This window comes from Bacillus sp. GC_Bacil_1, assembly GCF_026540675.1.
GTDB lineage: Bacteria > Bacillota > Bacilli > Bacillales > Bacillaceae_G > Bacillus_A > Bacillus_A cereus.
This window is the reverse complement of sequence record NZ_JALNUG010000010.1, coordinates 1-13517: the sequence shown is the minus strand read 5'-3', so window position 1 is coordinate 13517 and position 13517 is coordinate 1. Positions and strand designations below refer to the sequence as shown.

Here is a 13517-nt window from a genome sequence, read left to right as displayed (position 1 = left end):
CATAAATGAGGAGCTATTTGTTTCAAAGGGAAAGGGTTGGTGGTATGGAACGCGTGCTGATAATAGGTGCACTTACGTTTGTAGGTTATCACCTTGTGAATAAAATGATCGCAGAAGAAGTAGAAGTGTATGGTCTTGATTTTGATGAATTCGATAGTATGACCAAAATTAATGAAGAGAAGTTATTGTTAATTGGGCGAAATGCGTTATTTACGTATTATTCGATAAGAGATGAAGATGGATGGAGATCGGTAGAGGAAGAGAGATTCGATACTGTCTACTTTTGCTTATATGAGCCAAATCAGCAATGTGGATTTCGGAATGAAAGAGTCATATTACAATATTTAAAGCGAATTATAAGAATGTGTGAAGAACAAAAAGTGAAGTTAAATTTAATTTCTTCTATTGAAGTAAGTAGTACAGGTGAATCCGAAAATAAGCGCCTATTTTTGAAAGTAGAAGAAGGATTGAAAAAAGGGAATTTAAAATATAGTGTATTTCGAGTTCCTACATTATATGGACCGTGGCAACCATCCTTTATGATGTATCATCAGCTCATTTTATCAGAATTAGACGAAAAAGAGTGCCGTTGTACGAGTGAGGAAAAAGGAAGTGATTTGCTTTACATTGAAGATGTATGTGAATACTTATGGGAAAATGGAACGAACGGGGCGCATCTTGGTATATACAATTTACTTAGTGGTAAACAGTCATTATGGGAAAAAGGTATGAATCTTTTACGCGCGGATGATAAAGTAAATAAAAATAATAATGAAATAAGAGATGAGGCTATTGAAGTCATTTCGATAAAAAGAAATACTCCGTTAGAATACGGTTTAAATAAGCAACTGGCACACATGAAAAAATATAAAGAGTTATACGAAGAGTAGCACGCGTGTTACACTATTGTATGTGAAAGTTTTAATGGAGAGGAAGAGTATAATATGAACGAAAAAAGCATGCAGTTTTTACAAATCGCAATGAAGCATTTACCGGAAGCGAAGGCAATTTTAGATGATAACGGAATTGCAATTGATATGGAGAAGGCACAGCCGGTGTTAGAGTTGTTAATGAAAGTTATGAACGAAGCTTATGAGCTTGGGAAAGCAGATAAAGAATAAAAAGCATCTTTTTAAGATGGAAGAGAGGCCCGAACCGTGGATAGAAGCGGTCAGGGCCTTTTTTATTCTCGCCTGGGGGAAAACTAGAGATATGAATAGGATAAAGGAAAAGTAGTGAAGAGAACTCTCTAGTTTAGAAGAAAAGCAGATCAAGAATAAAATCCTTCTTTTTTGATGGAGGGGAGGCTCGAATCGTGAGTAGAAGCGGTTCGGGCCTTTTTATTTGGAATGAAACACGAAAAGGTATGATTCTGTTTCTTTTAATGAAAAATAAAGTGGATAATGTGTTAGCTTTCTGTTTTATGTGAAATATATTCTAGACAAAAATACATTTATGTTTTAAAATTAGTACCAAGTCATAATAATTGATATAAAACGGAGGGCTGCGATGTGAACGTGGGCATTTTAGGGATCGGAAGATATGTGCCAGAAAAAGTAGTCACAAATCACGATTTAGAAAAAATAATGGATACATCCGATGAATGGATTCGTACGAGAACGGGAATTGCAGAAAGACGCATTGCCGATGATACAATAGATACTTCATATATGGCCGTAGAGGCTGCAAAAAAAGCACTTGAAGATGCAGGGATTAGCGGAGAAGATATCGATCTTATTTTAGTAGCGACAGTAACACCAGATCGTGCGTTTCCAGCAGTAGCTTGTGTCATTCAAGAAGCGATTGGAGCGAAACATGCAGCTGCAATGGATGTAGGTGCAGCATGCGCTGGTTTTATGTACGGAATGATTACAGCGCAGCAATTTATTCAAACGGGGACTTATAAAAACGTATTAGTAGTTGGTAGTGATAAGCTATCTAAAATTGTAGACTGGAATGATCGAAATACAGCGGTATTATTTGGAGACGGAGCCGGTGCTATCGTAATGGGAGCAGTTTCAGAAGGAAGAGGCGTTCTATCTTTCGAATTAGGAGCAGACGGAAGCGGCGGCAAGCATCTATATCAAGACGAGTATGTTATGATGAATGGCAGAGAAGTCTTTAAATTTGCCGTTCGTCAACTTGGTGAATCTTGTCTTCGTGTTTTAGATAAAGCTGGTCTTACGAAAGAAGATGTGGATTTCTTAGTACCGCATCAAGCGAATATTCGTATTATGGAATCTGCAAGAGAAAGGTTAAATTTACCACAAGAAAAAATGAGTATGACAATTGAGAAGTTCGGTAATACATCAGCTTCTTCCATTCCGATTGCAATGGTAGAGGAATTGCAAAACGGACGTATTCAAGACGGTGATTTAATTATACTTGTTGGTTTTGGCGGCGGATTAACATGGGGAGCAGTTGCTCTTCGTTGGGGTAAATAAGGACTGAGAGAAAAAAAGGAGTGTATTTTGTATGGAAAAAAAGAGGGTCGTAATTACAGGACTAGGAGCTGTTACACCGGTCGGAACAGATGTTGAAACAGCATGGGAAAACATTAAAAAGGGTGTATCTGGAATCGGGCGACTTACAAGAATTGATCCAGAACTATTTCCAGCAAAAGTAGCAGCGGAAATTAACGACTTTGAAGTCGAGAAATATATTGATAAAAAAGAAGCGCGCCGTATGGATCGCTTTACACAATATGCAGTAGCAGCAGCGAAAATGGCAGTTGCAGATGCAAAGCTTGAAATTACAGAAGAAAACGGACCTCGAATTGGTGTATGGATTGGATCTGGTATTGGTGGTATGGAAACATACGAAGAACAATTTAAGATTTTTACTGAGAAAGGCCCACGCCGCGTGAGCCCATTCTTCGTGCCGATGATGATTCCAGATATGGCAGCAGGTCAAGTATCAATCGCAACAGGAGCAAAAGGAATTAACACTTGTTCTGTAACGGCCTGTGCATCTGGTGCAAACTCAATTGGTGATGCATTTAAAGCAATTCAGCGTGGTGATGCTGATGCAATGATTACAGGTGGAGCAGAAGCGCCGCTAACAAGTATGGCATTCGCAGGATTTAGCTCAGCGAAAGCATTAACATTTAATGAAGACCCAGCAACGGCTTGCCGTCCGTTTGATAAAAACCGTAGCGGTTTCGTAATGGGTGAAGGTTCAGGTATTTTAATTCTTGAAGAATTAGAGCACGCATTAGCTCGTGGTGCTCACATTTACGCGGAAATCGCTGGTTACGGTGCAACTGGTGATGCATTCCATATTACAATGCCTGCTCCTGGTGGTGAAGGCGGAGTGCGTGCAATGCGTCAAGCTTTAGCTGATGCAGGCCTACAGCCAGAAGATATTGATTACATTAATGCGCATGGTACAAGTACGGATGCGAATGAAAAATATGAAACGATGGCAATTAAAGAAACTTTCGGTGAGCATGCGTATAAAGTAGCAATTAGCTCAACGAAATCAATGACAGGTCACTTATTAGGAGCAGCTGGTGCTGTTGAAGCGATTTTCTCTATTAAATCAATTACAGACGGAGTAATTCCTCCAACAATTAACTATGAGACACCAGATCCAGAATGTGACTTAGATTACGTACCGAATCAAGCGAGACACCAAGAAGTAAATGCAGTATTAAGTAACTCATTAGGATTCGGTGGTCATAACGCAGTGTTAGTATTTAAATCGTATAAATAATAGATAAAATAAGGAGTTTTTCCGCAAGATATTGCGAAAAAACTCCTTATTTATTTTTACGTCTTTTTCTCCTGTAGCATATACATAAGAAAAAGGAGGGATAAAGATGGGGATTGTTGAAACAGCTGAATGGCTACATTTATATTATGGACGGCCAGAGAAACTTTGTGAGAAATTTACGAAGTATATTCCGTTGCCAAAAGAAAGGTTGTATCGCTTTTTAATTTCAAAAGGGATGTATCGCCCGATCATGCGCGGGGAAAAGGAAATTAAAGAATTAGAGGAAAAGGAAATTTGGAAAGAGTTGAGCCTGGAGTATGATAAATTGAAAAATTGGTTGAAAGGTCCGGATGTCCCTGTTTTTATTTTATTATCAGATTCTTATAATCGAACTGTGCAAGAAGAGTATAACGGTAGGGCTGGATTATCTATGCGTCATGTTATTTTCTTATTCGTATGTGGACGGAATTCGGTAGAAGAATTAAAAGTGTTATTGGCGCATGAATACCATCACATATGCAGGTTACATCAAATTGAGACGAAAGAAACAGAATATACATTACTTGATACAATGATTATGGAAGGGCTAGCTGAGCAAGCAGTAACAGAAAGGTATACAGAAAAAAATAATGCACCGTGGACGGAGTATCTTTCAAAAGAAGAGGCTATTTATTATTGGAAAAATGTTGTACATGAAAGAATAAGTATAAAACGAGGAACAAGGGAACATGACATCTTATTAAATGGCTTTCACTCTTATCCGAAGATGCTTGGCTATGCGCTTGGATTTCATATTGTCAAAGATTGTGTAACTTTGGAAGGAGGAGATACACTTTCTTTATTATCTATAGATGCAAAAGAAATATTGAATAAAGCAAATACATTTCATATATAAAAAAACAGGGGCTCTATTTCCTGTTTTTTTTAGTATTAATAGAAGAAAAAATAATAATTAGAATATATTTCCTCAAGTGGAATAAAGTTAAGCAAAAATGAACATAATGATTGGTACAAACAGTAGTGAAGTGAGGGGTAGTGAATGTTATATCTACATGATGTATGGGTAAATTGGTTTGAAGGTGAAGAGAATGGGTATAACGTTTGTCATTTTTACGAATGGCGGAAAGATGATACGATTGAGCTATTAGATCAAGTGCCATTATTAAAAGTAGATGCCACATTATATCATTACATCGAGAACGAATTGTTAGAGCTTCCGCAAAAAATGCTGGAAGACGTACATCATAAGGCTTATATTCGTAAAAATCATGAACGTTTGCAGCAAGAGTATTGCTTTGTTGTTACAGATGGAAAAGGAATTATTGCGATTGACACAATTGGTTACAATGTACCAATTCGCAAAAGCAGACTTATACCACGCCAAGAGCAGATGGTATATGAGATGGTAGAAAACGTACAAGCAGAAAAGTATGAGTTCCAAGTAGAAGAAACAGAAAAAGAACACCACATTTTATCACCATCGCCTTTCATTATGAATGGCTTGACTCGTAAAGAAAGACAGCTAAAACAATTATTATTTATGGCGTTAGATCAATTACATACAACGAAAAATACAGCAGAGATTCGCTATTGGTACACAGAGTGGGATCCATCAGCATATGGAACGGTTCAACATATGGAGTTCGAGGATATTTGGGCTAGACTGTATGATGAAGCGAAAGCTGGCTGGTCTGAGAAACATGAACAATTATGCGAGCGTCTCGTAAAAGGACAGCCATTTTTTGAAAAGTTATGGGAAATGGAAAATGAGCAAAAGGTAAATTAAAAAACCGCCAATTGGCGGTTTTTTAATTTTGTAGTAACCTAGCTCCGGTAGCAAGCCCTCCGCTTTATATGAAATCCAGCTCCGGCTCCTAGCCCTTCGCTTTATATGTTACCTACGTTTTCTACTTAACCCCATTGCATTTTCTACTTTGCGTAGTTGTTTGAATGCAACACGGTTTGCTTTTTCGGCACCTTTGTCTAGAATTTCGTCTAGTTCTGGTGAGCTGATTAGTTCGTTGTATTTGTCTTGGATTGGACGAATTGCATCTACGACTACTTGCGCTAGGTCGCCTTTGAAGTCACCGTATCCTTTTCCTTCGTACATTGCTTCAATTTCTTCAACTGTTTTTCCAGAGAATGAAGAGTAGATTGTTAATAAGTTAGAGATACCAGGTTTGTTTTCTTTATCAAATTTCACAATACCTTCAGAGTCAGTAACAGCACTCTTAATTTTCTTTTCAATTGTTTTTGGCTCATCAAGCATACTGATCATTGATTTTGGATTCGGATCAGATTTGCTCATTTTTTTCGTAGGTTCTGTTAAGGACATAACGCGAGCTCCTACTTTTGGAATACGAATTTCAGGCATTGTGAAGATTTCACGGTAACGTTTGTTGAAACGCTCTGCTAGGTCACGTGTTAATTCGATATGTTGCTTTTGATCATCACCAACCGGCACGATTTCAGTATTGTATAGTAAAATATCAGCAGCCATTAGTGGTGGATACGTAAGTAATCCAGCTGGAACTGAATCTCTACCAGAAGCTTTATCTTTATATTGCGTCATACGCTCTAATTCTCCAACGTAAGCAACAGATTGCATGATCCAACCTAGTTGAGCGTGTGCTGGTACTTCTGATTGTACAAATAAAGTAGCTTTTTCAGGGTCAATGCCACATGCCACATAAAGTGCAGCAAGACTGCGGATGTTTTTACGAAGTTGTACGGGATCTTGAGGTACTGTAATCGCATGTTGGTTTACAATACAGAAATAACAGTCGTGTTCATTTTGAAGCTCTGTAAACTGCTTCATGGCTCCTAAATAGTTTCCAAGTGTAATCGTTCCACTTGGCTGAATACCAGAAAAGATAACTGACATAAGTAATTCCTCCTAAAATTGAATGCGTGATGGGGGAAGAGAAGGCAAACAAAAAAGCCCATTCATCCCAAAAACTATAGGGACGAATGGACCGCGGTACCACCCTAATTATTTCACCACTGTGAAGTCTCTCTAATCCATAATAACGTTTGGATATAACGCCAAAGCCTACTACTTTCGGTTCGGTTTGGTGCTCAAAAGCCCATTCCATACTGTACAATTACTTGTTCACACCGACCACAAGCTCTCTGAAATTGCCTCAATATGTACTCTTCTTTATCATCGCATACATATAAATTTATTTATTGTTACTTGAGCTCTTTTAATATGAAAGAACTAAAGTTTTATAACAAAATGTTTTGCTGATTATTATATCATATGGGATAGTGTTTGCAAACTACATCAAAATAGTAAAGCTAATAAGGGTCGAGAACAACCCAAGAACGATACCTGTAATACAAATTGGATATGTCCATTTGAATGAATATGTTTTATAAATATGTTCTTTCTTATCTGTAGGTTCCTCGACTTCTTCAATTAAAGAGTCAATCTTTTTGTTCGTACCAAATACTCTTTGGAATGCGTAAATGGTTACATTGAAAAAACCATTTTGAAATATGTATAAAAAACCGCCGATAAGAATAAAAAACAGTGCAATATAAAACAAGATGTTGACAAAATTCAACAAAAATTGCGATGAAATGAGGAATGCGCCAATACTAGAAGCGATTATCGCTATGAAAATTAGTATACAAGTATGAAAAAAAACTTTATTCAAAATGTTCCCCTCCGTCAAAATATTACTAGAATTATTATACTATAAAAGCTATAATATGTACTAGAATTAATTTTTTGAAAATTATACGCAATTAAAGGTCTGATTTCAAGATGATGGTATCAATGTTAACGTATCCCTTTACAAAAAAAATAAAAATATAAACATTTTATTAAAAATTTTAACAAAAAAACAAAAAACTATATTCACAATTGTTATATTATATGTATAATGAAAATTGTAGAAACTTGGAGATTATTCTTTCAATTCTACTTTTTAACAAGTGAGGGTACAGGAAGTGCAATTAGGGGAGGCAACACAACATGAAGAAAAAGATACCGTTATTACTTGCATCGACTTTAACTGCAAGTATGTTGCTGGGTGCGTGTAGCTACCAAAAAGATGACGCAAAAGCAAAAGGGAAAGAAAAAACTACGAGTAGTAGTAACGGAAAGCAGGTTCTTAATTTAACAGAGTTATCTGAAATTCCGTCAATGGATGCATCGCTAGCATCTGACTCTGCATCTTCTACAGCATTAAATAATACGATGGAAGGTTTATATCGTATCGGCAAAGATCAAAAGAGAGTGCCTGGAATTGCAGAAGATGTTCAAAAGCTAGATGACGGAAAGAAATACATATTTAAATTAAGAAAAGATGCAAAATGGTCGAATGGGGAGCCTGTAACAGCAAAAGACTTTGTGTATTCATGGAAAAGAGCAGTAAATCCAGATACAAAAGCGACGTATTCGTACATTATGTTTGATATTAAAAATGCAGAGAAAATTCATAAAAAAGAATTACCTGCTGACCAATTAGGTTTAAAAGCGATTGATGATTATACATTAGAAGTGGAATTAGACAATCCCGTTCCTTACTTTGTTGATTTAACAGTTTATCCGGTATTTTACCCACTAAATGAAAACTTTGTAAAAGCACAAGGTGATAAGTTTGGGTTAGAGGCAAATACAACATTATATAATGGGCCATTTGTTATGAGTGATTGGAAACATGAGCAAAGCTTCCAGTTTAAGAAGAACCCATCATATTGGGATAATAAAACGGTTAAAATCGAAGAGATTAACTTTAATATTGTAAAAAATACGTCAACTGATGTAAATTTATATGAGACAAACTCGATTGATCGTGCGGCTCTAACTTCAGAATTTGTTGATAAGTTTAGACAAAGCTCAGAATTCCACACAAGAAAAGAAGCAGGGGTTGCTTACCTAAGATTTAATCAAAGTAATCAATACTTAAGTAATAAAAACTTAAGAAAAGCAATTTCAATGTCCTTTGATCGTGATAACATTGCGAAAGTTATTTTAAATAATGGTGCGATTGGAGCTTATGGATTTGTTGGAAAAGATTTCGCTGAAGGTCCGAATAAAAAAGATTTCCGATCTGAAAATGGAAAGCTAGTTGAAACGAATCCAAAAGAAGCGAAAAAGCTTTGGGAAACAGCGAAGAAAGAGCTTGGCACTGATAAAATCGAACTAGAATTCTTAAACTTTGATAATGAAGATGCAAAAAAGGTTGGTGAATTCTTAAAAGGTGAGATGGAAAAAAACTTACCTGGTTTATCAATTAAAATTAAACAGCAGCCATTTGCACAAAAAAATAAATTAGAAGATTCTCAGCAATATGATATTGCGTTTGGTATTTGGGGCCCAGATTTCCCAGATCCAATCTCATATTTAGATATGTTTGTTACAAATGGTTCTCAAAATAAAACAGGGTATTCTAATCAGAAATATGATGAGTTAATTCTAAAAGCTAAAACAGATACAAAAGATTTACAAGCACGCTGGAACAACCTTTTAGAAGTAGAGAAGATGTTAATTAAAGAGGATGCAGTTATCACTCCAATCTTCCAAAAAGGTTCAGCATATATAGTAAAAGATGCTGTAAAAGATATTATACCAATCAACTATGGTGGTAGATTAACTTACAAATGGGCATCTGTTGAACAAAAATAATCTTTTTTTCCATCGTTTACAGGGGTATATGCCTATGATGGGCATATGCTCTTATTTTAAAAAAATAAAAGTAAGAATATTTCAAACTATCTTATTGCTTTTGAGAAAAACGGGGAGGTGCTTGACTATGGGACGTTATGTATTAAAACGTTTCGTGTACATGGCTTTGACATTATTTTTAATTACTACGCTGACTTTCTTTTTGATGAAATTACTTCCGGGTTCTCCGCTTAAAAACCAGGAGAAGCTATCACCGGCACAAAAAGAAATCATTCTTGAAAAATATGGTTTAAATGATCCAGTACCAGTTCAATATGCGCGTTACTTAGGTAACTTAGCAAAAGGTGATTTAGGGGTATCATTCCAATATGATAACCGTCCAGTAACAGATATGATTGTGGATCGCATTGGACCATCAGCACAACTTGGTTTACAAGCGATTATATTAGGAACATTTATTGGTTTAATTTTAGGAATCGTTGCGGCACTTCGTAACAATACGTGGGTCGATTATGGAGCGACAATTATTTCCGTACTCGGGATGTCGGTACCATCATTCGTATTCGCCGCTTTACTACAATATTTCGTAGGGGTAAAACTTGGTTGGTTCCCAGTAGCGTTCTGGAAAGGACCAGAGTTTACAGTAATGCCTACAATTGCTTTATCGATGGCAGTTATCGCAACAATCGCACGTTTCTCTCGTGCAGAATTAATTGAAGTTATGCAAGCCGATTACATTTTAACAGCAAAAGCAAAAGGAATTAGCCAAGGCGTTATCATTGTCAAACACGCACTTCGTAACGCATTAATTCCAGTAGTAACAATTTTAGGACCAATGGTTGCGGCATTAATTACAGGAACACTTGTTATCGAGCAAATTTATGCTGTACCAGGGCTTGGGGAACAATTCGTTAAATCTATTACAGTGAATGACTATACAGTTATTATGGGAACTACGATTTTCTATAGTGCTATCTTCATTTTAGTTATTTTCATTGTCGATATTTTATACGGAATTATTGATCCTCGTATTCGTTTAGCGGGAGGGAAAAAATGATGAAAGATGTACAAAAATTATCTCCAGATTTATTTCAACAAGCCAATCAAAATAATGTTGATAATGAAGTCATTGCCCGTCCAAGCTTAACGTTTTGGCAAGATGTAAGAAGACGTTTATTCCAACATAAAGGTGCGATGATTGGTTTCGTATTATTAAGCCTTATTATATTACTAGCGATTTTTGGACCGATGGTAAGTAAACACTCGTATAAAGAGCAAGATTTAGGTCGTGCGAAAATGCCACCCAAAATTCCAGTTATTGAAAATGTTCATTGGTTACCATTTGACGGTACAGATCAATATGGTGTTGACCAATATGAAAAACGTGATATTAAAGAGTACTTCTGGTTTGGTACAGATGATCTTGGTCGTGATTTATGGACAAGAACATGGGAAGGTACACGCGTATCATTATATATCGCTCTTTTAGCAGCAGCAATTGACTTAGTAATTGGGGTTGCATACGGAGGTATTTCGGCGTTTTATGGCGGCAGAGTAGATAATATTATGCAACGTATTATGGAGATTATTAACGGTATTCCATACTTAATCATCGTTATCTTAATGGTAATCATTATGGGATCTGGTATATGGTCAATTACACTCGCAATGGCAATTACAGGTTGGATAGGGATGTCGCGTATCGTTCGTGGGCAAATCCTGAAATTAAAAAACCAAGAATATGTATTAGCATCTCGTACATTAGGTGCAACAAATACACAATTAATTGTGAAACATTTAATTCCAAACGTAATGGGACCTATTATCGTAATGACAATGTTTACAATTCCATCAGCGGTGTTTGGTGAAGCGTTCTTAAGTTTCATCGGTTTAGGAATTCAGCCACCATTTGCGTCACTAGGTTCTCTTGTAAATGATGGTTATAAATCTATTCAAACGTATCCGCATATGATGTTCATCCCTGCGGTTGTCATCAGTATATTAATTTTAGCGTTTAACTTAATGGCAGACGGATTACGCGACGCGTTAGATCCAAAAATGCGTAAGTAAAAGAGGGGAGAGGCAAAGATGAAAACATTGTTAGAGGTAAAAGATTTACAAGTCTCCTTTGATACACATGCAGGTGAAGTGCAAGCTGTACGCGGCGTTACTTTTGATTTGAAAAAAGGAGAGACATTGGCGATTGTAGGAGAATCTGGTTCAGGGAAATCAGTTACTTCTAAAGCGTTAATGGGATTAATTCCGAATCCTCCTGGACGCATTAAAAATGGTGAGATCGTATTTGAAGGTCGTGACTTAACGAAATTAACAGAAAAAGAAATGCAGCAAGTACGTGGTAAAGATATCGCGATGATTTTCCAAGATCCAATGACATCATTAAACCCAACGATGACAATTGGAAATCAAATTATGGAAGGCCTTATTAAACACCAAGGGATGAGTAAAGCAGACGCACGTAAAGTTGCTTTAGAATTAATCGACCTTGTAGGTATTCCAAATCCAGAAGCTCGTTTAAAACAATATCCTCACCAGTTCTCAGGTGGTATGAGACAGCGTGTAGTTATTGCGATGGCGTTAGCTTGTAACCCGAAATTATTAATTGCCGATGAGCCGACAACAGCGCTAGACGTTACGATTCAGGCACAAATTTTAGAACTTATGAAAGACATTCAGCAAAAAACAGAAGCGGCAATTATTTTCATTACGCATGACTTAGGTGTAGTAGCAAACGTTGCTGACCGAGTGGCAGTTATGTACGCTGGTAAAGTTGTTGAAATTGGAACTGTAGATGAAATTTTCTATAATCCGAAACATCCATATACTTGGGGCTTAATCGCATCTATGCCAAGTTTAGATGGCTCAGAGGAAGAGTTATACGCAATTCCTGGAACGCCTCCGGATTTATTGAAGCCGCCGAAGGGTGATGCTTTTGCACCACGTAACCCACAGGCATTAAAAATTGATTTTGAAATGGACCCACCTTTATTTAAAGTAAGTGATACACACTATGCGGCAACTTGGTTACTTCACGAGCAAGCTCCAGAAGTAAAACCACCGGCAGTCGTTGAAAAACGCATTCTTCAAATGAAAGCAGGTGAACAACATGACTAAACAACGTGAGAAATTAATTGAAGTAAAAAATGTAAAGCAGCACTTCGACGTGAGTGGTGGTGTTGTCAAAGCGGTTAATGATATTTCATTTGATATTTACCGCGGAGAAACATTTGGTCTTGTAGGAGAATCAGGTTGTGGTAAATCAACAACTGGAAGAACGATTATTCGTTTATATGATGCAACTGCTGGTGAAGTATTGTTCGATGGTGAAAACGTACATGGTAAGAAATCACGCGCAGAATTGAAGAAATTCAACCGTAAAATGCAAATGATTTTCCAAGATCCATACGCATCATTAAATCCTCGTATGACAGTAGGGGATATTATCGCAGAAGGTATTGATATTCACGGATTAGTGAAAAGTAAAAAAGAGCGCATGGACCGTGTTCATGAACTATTAAACACAGTTGGTTTAAATAAAGAGCACGCAAACCGTTTCCCGCACGAATTCTCAGGTGGACAACGTCAGCGTATCGGTATCGCTCGAGCGCTTGCTGTAGAACCAGAATTTATCATTGCGGATGAGCCGATCTCAGCACTTGACGTATCGATTCAGGCGCAAGTTGTAAACTTACTGAAAAAGCTACAAAAAGAAAAAGGTCTAACATACTTATTTATTGCCCATGATTTATCAATGGTAAAATACATTAGTGACCGCATCGGTGTAATGTACCGTGGTCAAATCGTTGAGCTAACAACAAGTGAAGAGTTATATGCGAATCCAGTTCATCCATATACGAAATCACTATTATCAGCAATTCCGCTACCAGATCCAGATTATGAGCGCAATCGTAAACGTATCGTATACGATCCATCGCAGCATGATTACGGTAGCGAAGTGCCAACAATGCGTGAAATTCGCCCAGGGCATTTCGTACTATGTTCTGAAGCAGAGTATAAGAAATATAAAGAGATTTATCAATAATAAAAAAAGCCATTCTTTAAGGATGAAGTGCACCCCAATTGTTAGACACAGTCTAACAATTGGAGGTGCATTTTTTATGGCTAAATTTTCTTCAAAAGAAAAAAC

General features: G+C 36.9%; 13 protein-coding genes and 1 other annotated feature. Of the genes, 11 read left to right on the top strand and 2 right to left on the bottom strand.

Features of this window, described 5'->3' with window-relative positions; genetic code table 11:
- The first annotated feature begins 17 nt into the window (after positions 1–17).
- The 6 genes from OXT04_RS16265 (at position 18) to OXT04_RS16240 (ending at position 5500) form a co-directional block, all read left to right on the top strand.
- Positions 18–890, top strand: coding sequence for an NAD-dependent epimerase/dehydratase family protein (locus tag OXT04_RS16265; protein WP_000487723.1), 873 nt, complete (start codon positions 18–20; stop codon positions 888–890).
- A gap of 54 nt (positions 891–944) precedes the next feature.
- Positions 945–1121 carry a ComZ family protein gene (locus tag OXT04_RS16260; protein WP_110496897.1) on the top strand — a complete coding sequence of 59 codons (177 nt, stop codon included), beginning with the start codon at positions 945–947 and terminating at the stop codon, positions 1119–1121.
- A gap of 390 nt (positions 1122–1511) precedes the next feature.
- Entirely contained in the window at positions 1512–2444 is a 933-nt protein-coding gene (fabH, locus tag OXT04_RS16255; protein WP_071713724.1) for a beta-ketoacyl-ACP synthase III, read from the top strand.
- A gap of 31 nt (positions 2445–2475) precedes the next feature.
- Entirely contained in the window at positions 2476–3714 is a 1239-nt protein-coding gene (fabF, locus tag OXT04_RS16250; protein WP_000412656.1) for a beta-ketoacyl-ACP synthase II, read from the top strand.
- A gap of 106 nt (positions 3715–3820) precedes the next feature.
- On the top strand, positions 3821–4609 hold the full coding sequence (locus OXT04_RS16245; RefSeq protein WP_071713723.1) for a DUF2268 domain-containing putative Zn-dependent protease: 789 nt from the start codon (positions 3821–3823) through the stop codon (positions 4607–4609).
- 144 nt (positions 4610–4753) lie between these two features.
- Positions 4754–5500, top strand: a complete 747-nt coding sequence (locus OXT04_RS16240) for a YjbA family protein (protein WP_000966129.1) — start codon at positions 4754–4756, stop codon at positions 5498–5500.
- A gap of 108 nt (positions 5501–5608) precedes the next feature.
- Here OXT04_RS16240 and trpS read toward each other — a convergent pair whose 3' ends face one another.
- A complete protein-coding gene (trpS, locus tag OXT04_RS16235) occupies positions 5609–6598 on the bottom strand; it encodes a tryptophan--tRNA ligase (protein ID WP_000110989.1) in 990 nt (329 codons plus the stop codon).
- 75 nt (positions 6599–6673) lie between these two features.
- Positions 6674–6890: a binding site (T-box leader), on the bottom strand.
- Positions 6891–6995: 105 nt separating this feature from the next.
- On the bottom strand, positions 6996–7376 hold the full coding sequence (locus OXT04_RS16230; RefSeq protein ID WP_110496901.1) for a DUF3899 domain-containing protein: 381 nt from the start codon (positions 7374–7376) through the stop codon (positions 6996–6998).
- Positions 7377–7696: 320 nt separating this feature from the next.
- Here OXT04_RS16230 and OXT04_RS16225 point away from each other — a divergent pair, with 320 nt between their 5' ends.
- The 5 genes from OXT04_RS16225 (at position 7697) to OXT04_RS16205 (ending at position 13412) form a co-directional block, all read left to right on the top strand.
- Positions 7697–9352 carry a peptide ABC transporter substrate-binding protein gene (locus OXT04_RS16225; protein ID WP_110496903.1) on the top strand — a complete coding sequence of 552 codons (1656 nt, stop codon included), beginning with the start codon at positions 7697–7699 and terminating at the stop codon, positions 9350–9352.
- Between the two features lie 127 nt (positions 9353–9479).
- The gene (gene opp3b, locus OXT04_RS16220; protein WP_000534166.1) at positions 9480–10409 is read left to right on the top strand and encodes an oligopeptide ABC transporter permease; all 930 of its coding nucleotides are present in this window, start codon (positions 9480–9482) and stop codon (positions 10407–10409) included.
- Positions 10406–11422: an oligopeptide ABC transporter permease gene (gene opp3C / locus OXT04_RS16215; RefSeq protein ID WP_000974103.1), complete on the top strand. Its 1017-nt coding sequence runs from the start codon at positions 10406–10408 to the stop codon at positions 11420–11422. Before opp3b ends, opp3C begins: the two co-directional genes overlap by 4 nt.
- Positions 11423–11440: 18 nt before the next feature.
- A complete protein-coding gene (locus OXT04_RS16210; protein ID WP_000854346.1) occupies positions 11441–12484 on the top strand; it encodes an ABC transporter ATP-binding protein in 1044 nt (347 codons plus the stop codon).
- Positions 12477–13412, top strand: coding sequence for an ABC transporter ATP-binding protein (locus tag OXT04_RS16205; RefSeq protein WP_000166351.1), 936 nt, complete (start codon positions 12477–12479; stop codon positions 13410–13412). Before OXT04_RS16210 ends, OXT04_RS16205 begins: the two co-directional genes overlap by 8 nt.
- Positions 13413–13517 lie beyond the last annotated feature (105 nt).